Raw genomic sequence first — 15,955 nt, 5'->3', positions numbered from 1 at the left:
GAATAGCAATAGCTGAAGACCCCGCAGGACGGTTTTTGTCCGAGGAGACTAAAGCATTGCCCGCGGAAAGCGTCCGCCTACTAAAGCGGATTCGAGACTCCCTGTTCAAAAGCATCCAACAATCTCTATAAAACCAAGAAATTTATAGATTATCTGTTAAAAAAACTAAAAATCCTGTATTAACTAAACATGTTGGCCGTTAACTTCTTCTATGTTTTGCTGAGATTTTTCTTTCTCTTTTCCTAATTCTTTTTCTTCCGCTTCTTCTTGAAGTCTCTCTCGTTTTGCTTCAATCCCAAGAAATGTTCGATACGTAACGTACATTAAAATAAAGCTGAATAAACTAGGACCTACAAAGATAATTAATACAGGATAAAAATAAAATATGTGATAAATGGTTAAAAGGACAGCTATCGCATATATAGTTCGTATTGGATGATAGATCGATATTAAGATAGCATTTTTAAAATAACTAAAAAAAGAATTATTATAGTGAACAAACAATGGAATAATATAGATAAGCATTATACTGTAAATTAATGTGGTTAAAAGTAATAATATCGTAGAAATAAGTGGAATCCACTCTCCATCAACCGTAAAGAAGTTTAAATTGATATATAAGATATATCCTAGTCCAAACAGAATCCAAAATAAGAAGTTAGATTTTAAAAAGTCTGTACGATACAGATTCCAAAATGTTTTAAAAACTGGTATATCACTTTCAGACATTAAGTATTTCCTGCATACACCATACATGGCAACAGTACTAGGTCCTAACCCAAAAACAATCAGACCAAGTAAAGAAAAACAAATCCATAAAAAATTGACGTATACTAAAAAAATGGATATCTCACCAAATTTATAAAATTTACCCATAAACCCAGTACCGTTTAACAATTAAAACCTCTCCTTTCAATGTCTTCTGATAGTTTTAATTCTAGCATATAACTAGTCTTCAAAAACTTCCTGACTGAAATGTTATTAAACTTCGTCCTTCACTTGAATCGTAACAGGACCTATCAATCCTGATTTTAATGACAGGTTATCCATTTTATTTGCTATACTATTTGTAACCTCAACCTTGAGGGTATTTTTACCGCTTTTTAAATCGCTTGATTTCATTTCAAATTGGTAAGGAGCCCACATTTTCACGCCACTATCGTTCTCATTTATAAAAACATGAGCGAGCTCAAAAACTTCCCCTAGATCAATCGAAACCTTCGAGAGTAAATCTTCTTCGTTTAATTCAAAAGTTGTTTCATAGGTAACTTTTCCTGAAAAATGCTTCATTCCTGACCATTCTGTCCAAGACTGCAGTCTTTTTAGTGAAAAGGCTAATTTCTCATTCTTAATAGACCAGTCACTAGTTATATCGATTGTTCTGCCCGTTTTTGCTGAAACAGTTTGTTCCCTAATAGTTGGTTTTTGATTCGGGTCCACACAATAGATGAGTGATTCCCTTCTATTCAAGAAGATTGGTACACAATTACTTTCTGATTCTTTAATAGATGCTTCCCATGCGCTCCATACTTCCACTTTACCTTCTTCATTTACAGTTAATGTACCTCTATAAGCTGCTTCACCTTCATTAACAAACACATAAAATACCTTGTCATTTTTCTTGAGTTTACTTACCCTGATATCCTTCCCTTGAGGAGATAACAATACTTGTCGTTCATGAATGCCATCTAGTACATCAATAATAGAGTCATTCTGTGAAATCGAAACAGCATCCCTCAGTGGTGAATCTCCAAGACTAACAACTTTGCCACCGTCTTCTATGAACTGCGCTAATTTCCGCTCCACTTTTATATCTAATTGTTTACTAGCTTCCATAAGAAGCACACGATATTTTTGCTGTTTAATCTTGAGGAAACCTTTATCAATCCTTGAACTATTGAGAAACAATGATTCCTCCAAATAGTTAAACTCCACTTGATTTTCAAACAGAGGTTTCACTATTTCACATGGTAAATGATCTTCCTCACATAACACCGCTATTTCAGTTGTATTGACACTATCTGTCATTAACCAGCTCATCCGTTTGATATACTGGGCAAACTGTTTATAATAAGGCCACCAACTATTATTTGGTCCTACATCCGGAGGCCGTTCATGACTTCTCTTCATCCCGTCAATGGAATAATAAAAAGCATGTGGAGTAATGAGGTTTACCCCTCTAACAAACAGCCAATCAAAATACCATTTCATATCGCCAGGACTCAATGCCCAAGCGCTTTCTTTACCACAAACTCCTAACACTTCGTTTAAATTCCTACGTCTCCCACGATGTCTGGCAGCATCAGCAGAACACTTTCCAGCAGTAGTATGTTGCCCCTCTAGTGCCTTCCCGTCTTCAGGTGCAACCCAACGCCAAACAACGTCCTGTCCAGGGATTTGAAAATGTTCCAATAACCCAATATCATCACTAGCTGCCGGATGACCGGTTAACGAAATATGATGTGACTGGCACCAATCACTTATTGGTTTGTAATACGATGCTGTTAATTTCTCATTTACAGTTTTCCGATATGCTTTTCTAATTTCCAAGGAATGAGACTCCGCATCAAACCAAAGAGCTGGCAAATATGATTCCTCATTTCCTGCCCGTATGTAGAATGCGAGAAAATCATTAGTCCACGGCATCAAGTTTGCATCCGAGTTTCTGCCTAGCATATCCGGTTCATCCGTAAACATCGCAATAACAGTATTACCGAAGTATTCCTTTAATGCCGAGTAGTAGTTGTCATGTGTAAGGTGAATATATGTTTTCATAGCATCAGGATTCAGCAGGTCGGCAGATTTAGGTGCAGCTTCTTCGCCATCATCCTCACCGAAATGAATACCTCTAATTGTTCCATTAGTATACGTCTCAATAAAAAGTAGAATCGACCATTCACTGTCATTCGGCGGCGAAAACGATATTTGTTCACCCTGATCACCGATTACCTTCGTCTTTTCGAAATTAATAGCTGACTCGGAAAGTTTTTCAACTGCTTGAATAGAGACAAGTTGTTCCCCGGATGATACTACTGTGGAAATAGTATTATCTCCTTGTTCACAAGGGTATTCCACCATCTTGAGACCTCGACTAGCAAACTCAGGATTCTTTTTAACAACTTGCCCATTTGCAGAACCGGAAGGATACATGCCTTCATCATATAGAATGACAGTCATCCCTAAGTCATTTGCTTCTGCTACTGCAACTTGAACCAGTTTCATATAAGCATCAGATAAATAACCTATTTCTTTCGGAATGCCAATTCGAGGATGCAGAACAAACCCAGTAACCCCTTTATCATAAAAATCATGGATTTGTCTTATGATTTCTTCTTTTGTTAACTGGTCGTTCCAAAACCAGAAAGGAATTGGCGTATATTCATCTGAGGGACTCAAAAATTGTTCTCTTATGCTCGCCACAGTCATTTCGTCACACCTGCCTTTGGCTCCTCATACAACTTCGTTTTTCCATTTACTAGGCTCATCATTATTCGAGTTTTCCAGTGCCTTTTTAAGTTTCATTGTTTCGATCCCAGCTAATAAGACGATCCCTGTTCCATGTGTGTCATTTAAAATCCATGTTAGATCATTCTTATAGTAATCACCTGTAAAAGAATAGCCTGACCCCTGGCAAACGCCATATACATTTCCTTGTTTATCAATGGCTCTTTTTGCCATTCCTTCCCATCCGCGATAAACAGATTGAACGTAGTGCTCCTTATTCTTTAACCACCCATGACGTATCCCTCTCGAAAATGCACAAACAAACATCGATGTACAGGATGTTTCTTCATATGATTCTTGATCGGTTAATACTTGGTGCCACATGCCATTTTCACCTTGTAGCCGGGTAAATCCCTCTGATAATTCACGGAAAAAAGTAAGAAGTTCATTTCTTTTATCATGACTTTCAGGTAAGACAGCCAACAACTCGGATAGAGAAAATAATACCCATCCATTCCCCCGTCCCCAAGGTACATTCGTAGCAGTATCAAATTTAAAATCATATACGTGTGACATGATTTTTAGTTCAGGAATATATAAATACTTCTTATATTGTAAGAATTGATGTACAGCATCCTCTAAATACGACGGATCACCTGTTTTTTTATAATAGCGGCATAAAAATGGTGTACTCATATATAAATCATCACACCATATCGTATCTTTCATGAAATCTACGCTTCCAAATCGGCGGTATAAAGTGCCATCAGCAAGTCGATCCTGAATATTTGTAATATGGTTTACGATGTCGTCCGCTATATGGGTTGCATCTTTAATCTGTGCAGTTTCTTCGCTTAAAAGCATGGTTGCTCCGAATGAACCACAGTCATCCAGACTATCAATCGCTGACAGTTGATTGTTTATACCCGCAGCACCATATTCATCTTTATCCCAGAGTGAATACTTATATAAAGCCGTACTCGTCTCCATATGTTTTATGACATATTTGATGATGTCACCGCGCTGAAGCTCTTTTCCAGTCTCAATTAATCCGTATAACGTAACGCCCAACGGATAATCCCACTTTCCGAACAAGCGATTTTCCAGGTATGGTCTGACCCATGTATTTGGCTGATTAAGCCTCCAAAATATCCTAGAGTCTGCCCCTTCCTTGAGTGAATCCATACTCTTCAGTGTATTTAAGTCCAACACTTGATTTCTATCAAAGGGTCCAACGAATAACCAATGATCATTCGCCCCCTTCACCGGATAAGGAAGTTCAAATTCCACACCCTCTTGAGTCGTTTCTAAATGAAACCCCCAGTTTTCGGTTAAACAAGTACTCTTGACGAGAACGTCGCTCACTCCAAAAGGTAAATCAATTGCAAGATGAAAAGATCTACTTGCATCTGCTTTAAAAACTACTATTTCATTAATAAATATTTCCAAGGCACCTTTACATCGACCACTTAAGGTAATCTCTTTTTGCTCAAAGGATGTGTTTTTTATTTTTGTCCAAGCAATTGCATAGTTATTGTTTTGTTCGCCAAACATTCTTGCCATTTGCAAAGCTTGGTCGGGTTCTTCCTTAGGAAACCAATTTACTGAATCTAATTCAGAAACTGGAGCATTTAAAGGTTCCGTGAACACCCATCCTTCTTGACCTTCCTTTTCCTTTAGAGGAGACAAAAAGTGCATCGGATGCCTTTTGAAAGAACCTGTGCCAAAAATCCCGCCAATTCCAGAGGTTGTTTTCATAAACCTTAATAAAAAGTGATTCCAGCCTTTTTTTAATGTTAGCTTAAAACCGCTTCTTCTCTTTGGGTCTAACTCTTCGACGATCGTGGAGCGATAAACAAGTTCATCATTCAGATATACTTGAACCGGACCGTAACAATTCAAGGCAAACATAAAATCTGCTTCATCGTCCTGCCATATCTTTGCCCATGCATAGATGTACTGTCCATCCTTACATCCAGGGAATTTTTCACTAAAATCTAAATCGTACCGATAATCCAGTAACCTAGTTAATCCGCTTTTGTTAAATGCCCGATAAACAACAGGATGAGGCGGATTATCCCCTATATAGCGGCCAGCAATCGTGGTTAACATCTCTGCCACATCATCAGTTAACTTGCTATAAATGCTTTCATTTAAATCTATATAGGTTTCCAATCATCTCACTCCATTTCTATCTGTGAATGTTTACTAATTCATCCACTTTTACTGCTTGGCCTGTGCGTAGAGATATGTTTCCAGCAATACCAGTGAGGATAGACATCGCGCCATCAACATGCGAGGCTGCTCGATGAAATTCATCTTCTTCAGGAGTACCGAAAATATCTCGTAATAGAGCGGGATCTCCACCTCCATGACCACCTTCACCCTCTGAAACTTCTACTTCATAAGGCTTTCCGAACATAGGCAGCACATGAATAGACTTCTCTTCAATCGCCCCTTCATCTGCCTTTTCTCCACCCGAATTAATATACGACTGTTCTCGCACCTTTACTTCAATTCTTCCCTTACTACCATTAAAGGAAATAATAAATCCTTCCCAAGGTAAGTAAGCATTTAACGAATACGTTAACATCGCCTTGTTTTTATAAGTAACCATCACTCCTAATGTGTCTTCAATGTTTATTCCATCTCCAAACACACTTTGGTCACGTTGGTAGCCATCTTCCTTCTCGGCATCTAAGTACATCGCTTTCAAATGCTCATTATCTTCCATGTGTATCGCAAATGGATCTTCCTTTGCATATTCACTTCCATGTGCCCGTTGATAAAATTTCGTAACACCTCTAGACTCTGCGTTTTCTTTTCCATAAAAACGAAGTCCTCCATTTGCATAAACTGTTTCAGGTTCCGTTCCAAGCCAAAAGTTAACTAAATCAAAGTGGTGGGTCGATTTATGTACGAGTAACCCGCCACTGTTCCGTTTATCCCGATGCCATCTCCGGAAATAATCAGCACCATGCTGGGTATCTAATGCCCACTCAAAATTCACTGAATAAACATCCCCAATCGTGCCATCTTTAATGAGCTCTCTAATTTTTGTATTGTGTGGTGCATAGCGGTAATTAAATGCTACACGGACTTCTTTTCCGGTTCGATGAACTGTATCAATAATTTCTTGACACTTTTCTGCATCGATGGTCATTGGTTTTTCTGTAATCACATGACAGCCAAGTTCTAATGCTTTAATAATGTATGTATGGTGCGTACGATCCACCGTTGTTACGATCACGAAATCAGGTTTTTCTTGTTCAATCATTTTTTCAAATTCATCACTTAAGTATGTTGGGACAGCCGGGTGATCATATTTCTTTTGTAATAAGGTGTTCGCATAATCCATTCTAGTTTGGTTGATATCACAAAACGCCCTTAATTCTCCCGTTTCCTTGAATTCGCTAGTCAAAGCTCCATAGAAAAACTCTGCCCGACCGCCTGTTCCGATTAACACATATGTCTTTTTCATTGGTCATCTCCCCTTACTCATTTTCTTTAATTACTATTGTAGCCATAGCAGTTCAAACTACGGCTACTTTTTCTATGATGACTGATTTCACTTTAACCCTTCACTGAACCTAACATCATTCCTTTAGCAAAGTGCTTTTGTAAAAATGGATAAACCAACATGATTGGTACAGTAGCTACAACTATGACAGCCAACTTAAGTGATTCATCAGGCTGTTCAACCAGAGTATCCACTTCACCAAATTGCGTATCAGCCATCGTCATAATGTTTTGCAGTAATAGCATCACAGGGTACTTTGAATTATCACTTATATATAAAAGTGCATTGAAATAGTCTCCCCAGTATTGCACTGCGTAAAACAAAGCGAAAGTTGCGATGATCGGTTTTGATAAAGGCAATGCAATTTTCCAAAATACCCCTAAATCGGTACATCCATCAATACGTGCCGACTCTTCCAACTCTTTAGGAATATTGCGAAAAAACGAAATAACAATAATTAACCACATCGGATTCATTGCAATTGGCAAAATTAATGCCCATAAAGAATTTAGTAAACCTAAGTCCCTTATTAGAAGGTATGTAGGTATCATCCCACCTTGGAAAATAATTGTAAAAATAACAATATAAATATACCACTTATGCCCAATTAAGCGTGATTTCGATAAGGCATATCCCATTGTTAAAGTTAATGATAAACTAATTAACGTCCCCGCTATTGTGACAAAGATAGAAACCCCTATACCTCTAATAAATGTAGGTGTGGAGAAAATATACTTGTAAGCATTAAGGGAAAATGTTTCTGGTATAATGAAAAATGCTCTTCGCGCTAGCTCTGATTCGGTTGAAAACGATCCAGCTATAACATAGAAAAATGGTACAATCATAGCCAGTGCAATAATGGCTAGAATGATGTAGTTAAAAACATCAAATACTCTGCCTAATGGTGTATTATGCGATTTCACAACCATTACCCCCTCTATTTATGAAATAGATTTTAAAATAACGTTTCCTGGTTTAATCTTTTGGCTATATATCTTGTCGATAAAATTAATATAATTCCAACGACACCCTTGAATAAACCTACTGCAGTACTGTGGCTGAATGCACCTTGGGTAATACCGGAAAAGTAAATATAAACATCAAACACATCAGCTACAGAGCGATTTAAAGAATTCGTCATTAAATAGATTTGTTGAAATCCTTGATCAAGAAAATTTCCCATCCGTAAAATTAACAAAATGACAATAACGTTGCGTATTGCTGGTAATGTCACGTGCCACATTCTTCTAAATCTGCCAGCCCCATCAACGATTGCCGCTTCATATTGTTCGGAACTTACACCAGATAGTGCTGCTAAGAATATAATTGTTCCAAATCCTGCATCTTTCCAAATTTGCTGTCCAATGATCATCGAGCGAAACCATTCCGGACTGGACAAGAAGTTAAAGGTTTGTCCTGTTAAACTCTCAATGATTACATTTACAGCCCCACCGCTTGTCGTTAAGAAAACGTAGGATAAACTGGCTACGATTACCCATGACATAAAGTTAGGGATATAAATAACCGTTTGGATGATTCTTTTATACTTGGTAAATCTAATTTCATTTAACATCAGCGCCAAAATTATCGGAGCTGGGAAAACAAATATCGTTTCATAAAATGCCAGAACCAATGTATTTTTTAGTATTCTGTAAAAATCAGGATTCTGAAATAATCTTTCAAAATGAGTAAAACCAACCCACTCACTGGCCCAAAAACCTAAATAAGGAGAATAATCTTTGAATGCAATTAAAGCGCCCCACATTGGAACATATTTAAAAACAAGGAACCAGATGAGCCCTGGCAATAATAATAAAAACAGCCATTTATCCCTTTTTAACATTTTCCATTTAGATACTTTACGAACTGATATTGGTTCTATTGAAGTACTATGGTCCACATCTACTTTTGGCATATTGTTTCTCCTTTCATTTTGATGAAAAGCAGGGGAGGATCCCCTGCTCCATCAGGCTAATAGGGATTTTTTACTCAGCTGCCTGAGATTCTTCATAAGCCTGATTAATTTCGTCAATATATTCAGTACCGCCAGCACCCATCCATCTTTCTATTTCTGCATCAAATTCTGCATCATCAATTTGTCCAACAATGTACTGAATACGAGCATCATCAATAATATTGTCTAACTGTTGTCCTCTTTCAGTATAAGTTGGAGAAATCAATGGTTCTGCAGGATTAGCTACGACAAACTCCATATTTTCTTCCATCAGTGCATCTGCTTTCTCTTGCAATGCGGTTTGTGGTTGTACCATAAAGTTTTCTTCAGGAATAGCCATTTGGAACTGATTTAAATCAGAAACTTCACTTTCAAACTTTGTTCCTCCATCTGCTTGTGAAGTAATATCAAGAACGCCGTCTACAATTTCATGGTGAACACCTTCCACACCTATATAGGCAAGATTCTGAACTTCTTCATCGTTCAAATCGTCTAGAAATTGCAATACTCGTTTCAATTCTTCTTCCGTTTCTACAGCTGTTTTGGAAATAGCAAGCATACCTGCATATCCTGCAGTTGGTAACGTATGCATTCCATGAGGCCCTTCAACTGCTCCAAAAACATCTAAAATTTGATTTTCTTCCGTATAGCCTTCCGTGATTTGATTTTGAATTCTATTCGCTGCATCAAGCACGTCTACAAAAACACCTGCTTCTTGATTTACGAGCGGTTCCGTCCACTGTCCGGAATCCATTACAGCAAAGTCTTCATTGACCAATCCTTCATCATATAACTCCTTGAAAAAAACGAGTGCTTCACGGTATTCATCAAATGTGAAATCCGGAGCTAGCTTATTATTTTCATCAAAGCCCCACTGGTTAGGTGCCCCCATCCAAACTTGCATCGTATTCCATGGCCCTTCCCATTCAGATACGACCATTCCATACGTATCATCTTTACCCGATTGGTTTGGATCATCATTTGTAAAGGCTCTTAGTACTTCGTGAAATTCTTCTATTGTTTCAGGCATTTCTAAACCAAGATTATCTAACCATTGTTTATTAATTGCGGCACCATTTCTTCCAAGTGGTCTTGCACGATACACACCATAAATTCGGCCATCAATCGTTGTATTATTTAATACAATTTCATTCGCCTGGCTTAAATTTTCATAGTCATCTAAGTGATCTGTTAAGTCCCAAAATGCACCATCCCTTGCGGCGTTGATAAAACTTGGTTCTTTGTTTGCAACCATAATTTCTGGGAATTCCCCTGAAGCCAACGTTACATTAAAACGATCCTCATAATTTGCATTGGCTACAAACTGTAAATCGATATCTGTATTCGTATACTCTTCTATTGCCTGTAAAGCGGGACTATCTTCGCCAGCAGGCTCAGCTGCAAAGGATGGGGCCATAATAGATACTGACAACCTCTCTTCTCCGCCGTCAGAATTTGAATCAGCATCTGCATTCGCCTCTGAATTACTATCATTATTACAACCGGCAAGTAAGAAAACAAAAAGTCCTAGTGAAATACCTAAAGATGTTTTTTTCATTTGTACATTTCCCCCTTATTCTAATTGAGTGAATCGAACCATCAATACATAGAACCTTTTTTATAGAACTTTCATTTCCCCCCTTTGCTTCAAAGCATGAATTAAATTTTCCAAGGTTCTCCGGTTCACACCCTAAATATAAAGCGTTTACATTTTTCCAACAACATTCAATTTTTGCTATCCGTTATTACAAGGAATACATATGTAAAAACCTTATATGTAAACCTTTTCACTCGAATTTGCACTTTCTTGGCAAACCACACTTTCTTGCAATACAGCATCTATTCATAACCTAAGGTAGGAAATAAAGTACTTCTCTGCTCTAATTAAAAAACAACACAAAAGCATTACTAACCCCCAATAATAATTGAAGGGTTAAGTAATGCTTCCTGTTAATCATTGTTCATTAGTAAGCTTTTTCCGGTATTGACTCGGAGTAACACCAACCTGCTTTTTAAAAATACGATTAAAATAACTATGCCGGTAACCTACTTCTTCAGCAATATCGTTAATTTTCATATTTGTTTGCAGAAGTAACTCTTTTGCTTTATCCATTCTTAATCCAGTCAAGTAGTCTATGAAATTAACACCAATCACTTTTTTGAAAGCTTTACTTAACGTATACGGATTCGTTTTTACATCATCCGCACAGCTTTCTAACGAGACATCCTCCTTAAAATTCTCTTGAATATATGTGCAAACTTGTTCAACAACACTTTTCATTTCAATATTAACTCTTCCCTCTACTTTCTGAACAAAAGGAGTAATGACTTCATCTCTTAACCAAATGACCATTTGTTCAGGTTCGCGCAGGTGAGTCACTTCTTCAAACATATTCTTCCCTTCAAAAATCTCATTTGGGTGAATTCCGGAATACAGTATTTCATGTTGAATACTACTAAACAATTGTGTAATTGCTGGTAAAATGTTAATTTCTTTACTTCCTTCTTCAATAAGTTCCTGTATAAAATCCCTTATTAATTTCTCCGCTTCATCGATATGTCCTATTCGGATAGCTTGTAAAATTTCTTTTTCAATTTCAAATGGATAGTGAATATAATTTAAGTTTTTAGAAGGTTCCATCGTTTGTAAATCAATGATTTGATTTTCATCTTCAAAATTACGATACCGTTTTCCCTGTCGTACCTCTTCAAATAAGTACGGAATACGTTTTATTTCTTCATCCGGTTTACTTATCGTTACCGTTACTTGTGTTTGAAGTACTCGATTAAGAATATCCGTAATTTGTTCAGAGAAGCCATGTAATTCTGCTCTCATTTCTTTATTACTAGGATAAACAATGAGGACTACTGTCGATAGATCATAAAAATTGATGACATTATATTGATCAAATCGTTGGTGTGAAGCTTCCTCCATTATGTTTGTCAACGTAAAATCAACTAAACTTTCATCTTGCTTCATAAGTGCCCCTTTGGATTCATGTAAACCTAATACTTGAATATCAATCACTACAAAGGAGTGTTCCTTTAATTCCCATCCATAGTTTTGCATTCGATTGTATAAATCTTGTTCTGTATAATGATACAAATACCCTTGAATAAGTTGCAGTAGAAAACTATTCCTTAATTGAGGCAGCTGTGTCGTTAACCGATTTTGTAATGATTTACTTTCCTTTGACAATTCATTAAATTGCTGTTCAATTAGTAAGAACTCATCCTTTTTTTCATCATTTGACCACTTATCCTCGGCACTAAGTACCTTTATCAGTTTTGCTACGGGACTATATATCTTTTTAGAAACAAACCACGATAAAATTAAAGCCAATAGTAGCCCTGCCAAGCTGATGAGGATAATAATCTTTGATATAAAAACGATTGGCGTTGTAATCGAGGACATTGGTGCAGCTGATACATATGTCCATTCAGAGTCTATTCTCTTCATTTTCCCATAAGAAACAGAATACGTTTCATCTGAATATTCAAAAGTAAAAGAACCCGCTGGCCCATTGTCAAATTCATTTAGTAATCTCTCTCTCACCATCTGATTAAATGATTCTTCTCCTGTACTGTTATCAGCTACTAAAACATTATTATCTTCATCTAACAAAAATGTTGCACCTTTGTCATATGGAGTTAATGCTTTAAATATATCAGCCACCTTCGCACGGTCTAATATTAAAATAATAGATCCGAATGGGGCATTGCTGTTTCCAGGAATACTATGAGTAAGAACAAGCGGGGTTGGGTCTTCAAACTCACTTTCATTTGGAGAATAATAAAGTCGATTCCAACTTATATTCTTGTGATTTGCTAAAATTGACTGATAAAATTCATGTTCTTCTTCCTCAAGTACGTTATAGCTCGGTTTAAATATTACAGGTGTTGGAGAATCAACATAAAGCTCCACCTTATCAATCATCGGATTACTCCCCTGTAAAACAAGAAGTGTTCGAACGATATCACGAGTGTCTTGAAAATTTTCTACATAATTAAGATCCATTAATGACGAATTGAATCTAGGTTCAAATGCCCAATGTGAGACAGAAGTCTCAAGATAATCAAATTGATCATTTATGTTTTCTGCTCGCTGTATTATTTGACTTTCATGCATTTCCTTAAGCGAATCCTCCACTTCACTAACTCCAAACCAGTAAATACCAATCCCTGATATTAATCCTGGAGTAAACGCAATCAAAAGAATTAGAATAAAACTTTTACGAAAATACTGACTTTTCCAACCATATGTATTTTTCTGAGTATTCTTGAGATGTTTAAGCACTCAGTCCCCCACCTTATTCCTGTATCGTTTCCCCACCAATTATGTAAGCATTATCATTATACTACACTAGTCTGAATTTTTGTGCGGTATTCTGTCGAATAATCTAGATGTTTGCTAAACTACTAACCGTATTTGTTACTCTAAACCCGATTTAATGCCGAAAAAAGCATAAAAAAGTACCACACTTTCCCTCAAGAAAACATGGTCAAATCTATATTTTTTTAACTTCCCAAATGTAACCACATTCTTGTTATCACTGCAAGAAGTATGCAAATGAGTAAAGGGTTATAATTGTGTATATTTTTAAAATTGAAAGCGAATTATTGAATTCAAAAAGGCCAATCGAGCCGATAGTGTTAATCTTGGTTCCATTTAGACTAGCAAGTCTAGCTAAGTGTAGTTATAATCTCTTTATAGTAACACTCAGTATGGCAACATCCTCTGAATGTAACTATAACTTCCTATGGTTAATTCAATCTAATCCTGGGCAGCTAGTGTCACTATCCACGCTCCTAATAGGAGAAAGACTGTCTACGTGTAGACAGCCTTTCATTTGAAAATAAAAACTGTAACGACTACTCTTTTATCTTCCCTAACTTCAATCCATTGTTGTTTACTATCGGTAAAAAACATGGTCTTATATTCGGGGTGGAATTTGGTGAACAACAAAAGGGTCTCTCTTCGAATTTCTTCTTTTTTCTTAGACAAATACCTTCATCGGTTTATCCTCTCATCGGAAGTTGACTCCCTCCAAACTCGCTCCCTTCGTGAACACTCTTTCAATCTGTTTCTCCACTCCTGGATCTTCCACTAGTGGTGGTGCATGATGAGTTTTAATACGAGCATCAATAATCATTGTTTCACAAGACCAATGTTTGTTTTCATAAGAACTGTTCACTCCGTATATGTCATGAGAAGGATTACTTCGTGTGAAAGTAGCCCAAAGAAAATTTTTGTCTGTCGCACTCATAAATGTACTGTCATCACATAATACGATCATCGGGCACGATTCTACGGGACCCTTTGCTTGAATCGTATCATCTAACTCTTTTAATTCTTTTTGCGCAAGATCATAGTTTTGGAATTCCGGTCCCTCTATGGCTACAACTCCCGGCATTACTAGTTGAGGATTTCCAAACTTACTAATATCTTTTAAACCATCAGGCACATCCGTACACAACTCTCTTTTTTTATCGCCGTAAGCAGCAATAACAACTTTGCTTCCTTGATTTAACCCAGTCCCTGAATAGTCAAGTGTATCCATCGTTGTATTTGTGTAAAAATGAAGATCTCTTTTCAGATCAATCCGTTCTAATATATACTTCAAAAATGCCGTTTCATCATGAGAATTCAAAGGAATATCCTCTTCGGCAGTAATAAATAAAAACTTCGCTAAACTTAGTTGTCCAGTTCCTAAAATTTTATTTGCAATCGTAAGGATTTCTGTTGGTTGTTTTACTTGTTGATAAGGAGTGTATCGTTCACTCCCAATTGCAAAAAGTAGCGGGTGGACCCCTGCAGCATCAACAGCATGTACTTCTTTTACACCAGGTAGTTCTTGTTTTACCGCACCACCAGTTAACTCATGAATCATTTCCCCAAATACCGTATCTTCTTGAGGCGGTCGACCAACAACCGTAAAAGGTAGAATCGCATTAGATTTCGCATAGACTTTATGTACTTTCATTACCGGAAATGAATGAGTAAGACTGTAATACCCTAAGTGATCCCCAAAAGGTCCTTCAGGTTTCGTATCATTCGGGCGAATCTCACCAGTAATCACAAAATCTGCATCATTACTAATACAATAACCATCGATATAGCTATACCGAAAGCGACGGCCAGCTAGTAATCCCGCAAAAGTCATTTCACTCATTCCCTCCGGCAAAGGCATGACCGATGATAGAGTGTGCGCGGGAGGTCCACCTATAAAAATACTGACTTTTAAAGGTTTTCCAAGCTTATTTGCTTTGGCTTGATGAACCCCTATACCTCTATGAATCTGATAATGGAGACCAATTTCTTTATTGGTCTCATAGTCGTTTCCATTAAGTTGAACACGATACATTCCAAGATTCGAATTCATAATCCCCGGCTTGTCCGGATCTTCCGTATACACTTGAGGCAACGTGATAAATGCCCCGCCATCCATTGGCCAATGTTGAATAGAAGGAATATCTTCAATGCTGATTTCTTCCATAGTAACGGGAGCATTTTTATTTTTCTTAACCGGTAAAGCAGTCGAAGCTGCTAATCCTGTTTTCACGTGTTTAAATGGATTTTTTAACGCCTTTATTGGATCGTTGCGCAAAGCAATGACCGTTTGCACGGAGTCCCATGTACTGCGAAAAATAAATTTACTTCGCTCAATAGTACCAAAAAGATTGGATACCGCTTTGAATTTACTGCCTTTTACATTTTCAAATAACAAGGCAGGCCCTCCAGCCTCATATACTTTCAAGTGAATCGCAGCCATTTCCAGGTACGGATCTACTTCTTCTTTCACGCGTACTAAATGACCGTTTTTTTCTAAATCAACAATACAATCTTCTAAATTCTGATACATAATAGACATGCTCCAATCTCTTTAAACTTACGATATATAAGAGAGTTATTTTGCTAGCTATAACTAAATTTCATACATATTAAACTACTTCTATATTCGCATAATCTGGCGTAAAAGAGAAGTAGCTCATCATCTATCTTTCATGTACGTAAATCGAGTTGTTAGATAAAGAAC

General features: G+C 37.1%; 9 protein-coding genes. All 9 read right to left on the bottom strand.

Annotated elements, in window-relative coordinates:
• Positions 1-183: 183 nt before the first annotated feature.
• Positions 184-897 (bottom strand): YesL family protein, encoded by a 714-nt coding sequence (locus ACHABW_RS18320; protein ID WP_435757388.1) that lies wholly within the window; start codon positions 895-897, stop codon positions 184-186.
• Positions 898-981: 84 nt separating this feature from the next.
• Positions 982-3,426: a glycosyl hydrolase gene (locus ACHABW_RS18315; protein WP_435757386.1), complete on the bottom strand. Its 2,445-nt coding sequence runs from the start codon at positions 3,424-3,426 to the stop codon at positions 982-984.
• A 24-nt stretch (positions 3,427-3,450) separates the two neighbouring features.
• A complete protein-coding gene (locus ACHABW_RS18310) occupies positions 3,451-5,619 on the bottom strand; it encodes a glycoside hydrolase family 88/105 protein (protein ID WP_435757384.1) in 2,169 nt (722 codons plus the stop codon).
• Between the two features lie 16 nt (positions 5,620-5,635).
• Positions 5,636-6,925, bottom strand: coding sequence for a Gfo/Idh/MocA family oxidoreductase (locus ACHABW_RS18305; RefSeq protein ID WP_435757382.1), 1,290 nt, complete (start codon positions 6,923-6,925; stop codon positions 5,636-5,638).
• 92 nt (positions 6,926-7,017) lie between these two features.
• Positions 7,018-7,893, bottom strand: a complete 876-nt coding sequence (locus ACHABW_RS18300) for a carbohydrate ABC transporter permease (protein WP_435757380.1) — start codon at positions 7,891-7,893, stop codon at positions 7,018-7,020.
• A gap of 26 nt (positions 7,894-7,919) precedes the next feature.
• A complete protein-coding gene (locus ACHABW_RS18295) occupies positions 7,920-8,807 on the bottom strand; it encodes an ABC transporter permease (protein ID WP_435757392.1) in 888 nt (295 codons plus the stop codon).
• A gap of 142 nt (positions 8,808-8,949) precedes the next feature.
• On the bottom strand, positions 8,950-10,476 hold the full coding sequence (locus ACHABW_RS18290) for an extracellular solute-binding protein (protein ID WP_435757378.1): 1,527 nt from the start codon (positions 10,474-10,476) through the stop codon (positions 8,950-8,952).
• A 396-nt stretch (positions 10,477-10,872) separates the two neighbouring features.
• Positions 10,873-13,215, bottom strand: coding sequence for a helix-turn-helix domain-containing protein (locus tag ACHABW_RS18285; RefSeq protein ID WP_435757376.1), 2,343 nt, complete (start codon positions 13,213-13,215; stop codon positions 10,873-10,875).
• A 730-nt stretch (positions 13,216-13,945) separates the two neighbouring features.
• On the bottom strand, positions 13,946-15,781 hold the full coding sequence (locus tag ACHABW_RS18280) for a UbiD family decarboxylase (RefSeq protein ID WP_435757374.1): 1,836 nt from the start codon (positions 15,779-15,781) through the stop codon (positions 13,946-13,948).
• Between the last annotated feature and the right edge of the window lie 174 nt (positions 15,782-15,955).

Origin of the sequence: Salipaludibacillus sp. CF4.18 (assembly GCF_051262595.1) — a bacterium.
Lineage (GTDB): Bacteria > Bacillota > Bacilli > Bacillales > Salisediminibacteriaceae > Salipaludibacillus > Salipaludibacillus neizhouensis.
The sequence above is the reverse complement of the archived record's forward strand: the minus strand, read 5'-3'. Positions and strand labels throughout refer to the sequence as shown.

Bases quoted from the DNA above. Each gene is read 5' to 3' on its own strand.
- ACHABW_RS18315 (WP_435757386.1), bottom strand. From the start codon at position 3,426: ATGACTGTGGCGAGCATAAGAGAACAATTTTTGAGTCCCTCAGATGAA.
- ACHABW_RS18305 (WP_435757382.1), bottom strand. From the start codon at position 6,925: ATGAAAAAGACATATGTGTTAATCGGAACAGGCGGTCGGGCAGAGTTT.
- ACHABW_RS18300 (WP_435757380.1), bottom strand. From the start codon at position 7,893: ATGGTTGTGAAATCGCATAATACACCATTAGGCAGAGTATTTGATGTT.
- ACHABW_RS18295 (WP_435757392.1), bottom strand. From the start codon at position 8,807: ATGTTAAAAAGGGATAAATGGCTGTTTTTATTATTATTGCCAGGGCTC.
- ACHABW_RS18290 (WP_435757378.1), bottom strand. From the start codon at position 10,476: ATGAAAAAAACATCTTTAGGTATTTCACTAGGACTTTTTGTTTTCTTA.
- ACHABW_RS18280 (WP_435757374.1), bottom strand. From the start codon at position 15,781: ATGTATCAGAATTTAGAAGATTGTATTGTTGATTTAGAAAAAAACGGT.